This is a genomic window from Pseudoalteromonas luteoviolacea (assembly GCF_021654285.1).
In the GTDB taxonomy this organism is placed as follows: domain Bacteria; phylum Pseudomonadota; class Gammaproteobacteria; order Enterobacterales; family Alteromonadaceae; genus Pseudoalteromonas; species Pseudoalteromonas luteoviolacea_J.
This window is the reverse complement of sequence record NZ_JAKFZS010000111.1, coordinates 1-429: the sequence shown is the minus strand read 5'-3', so window position 1 is coordinate 429 and position 429 is coordinate 1. Positions and strand designations below refer to the sequence as shown.

1 protein-coding gene is annotated in these 429 nt (G+C 49.4%); it reads left to right on the top strand.

The features are described from left to right. The coding region (locus L1077_RS27235; protein ID WP_440589573.1) for an AMP-binding enzyme at positions 1-429 on the top strand (429 nt) is incomplete at both ends.

The window sequence follows — 429 nt, the reverse complement described above, 5'->3', positions numbered from 1 at the left end:
GATGACCAGCTAAAAATACGTGGTTTTCGTATTGAACTTGGCGAAGTAGAGCACCACCTAAATCAGTGTGAGGGGGTCGACAGTGCTGTGGTCATGGCCGCTGGAGAGGTTGGCGAGCAACAACTGGTAGGTTATATCAAGGCAGATGTTGATAAAGCCGACTATGACTGGGTATCTCAAGTTCGAGCGCAACTGTCTACTCGAATCCCTTCACACATGCTGCCTTCGGTATTAATCCCCATCACCGACTGGCCCTTGACCCCCAATGGTAAGCTTCAACGCTCAGCTCTCCCTTCAATAGATGGCCGTCAACTCAGCAGAGAGTATATAGCCCCTGAGACAGACACCGAAAAAGCGTTGGTTGCTATTTGGGCGACGTTACTCAAGCTCCAGCCTGAGCATATCAGTGTTACTGCGAACTTTTTTGAA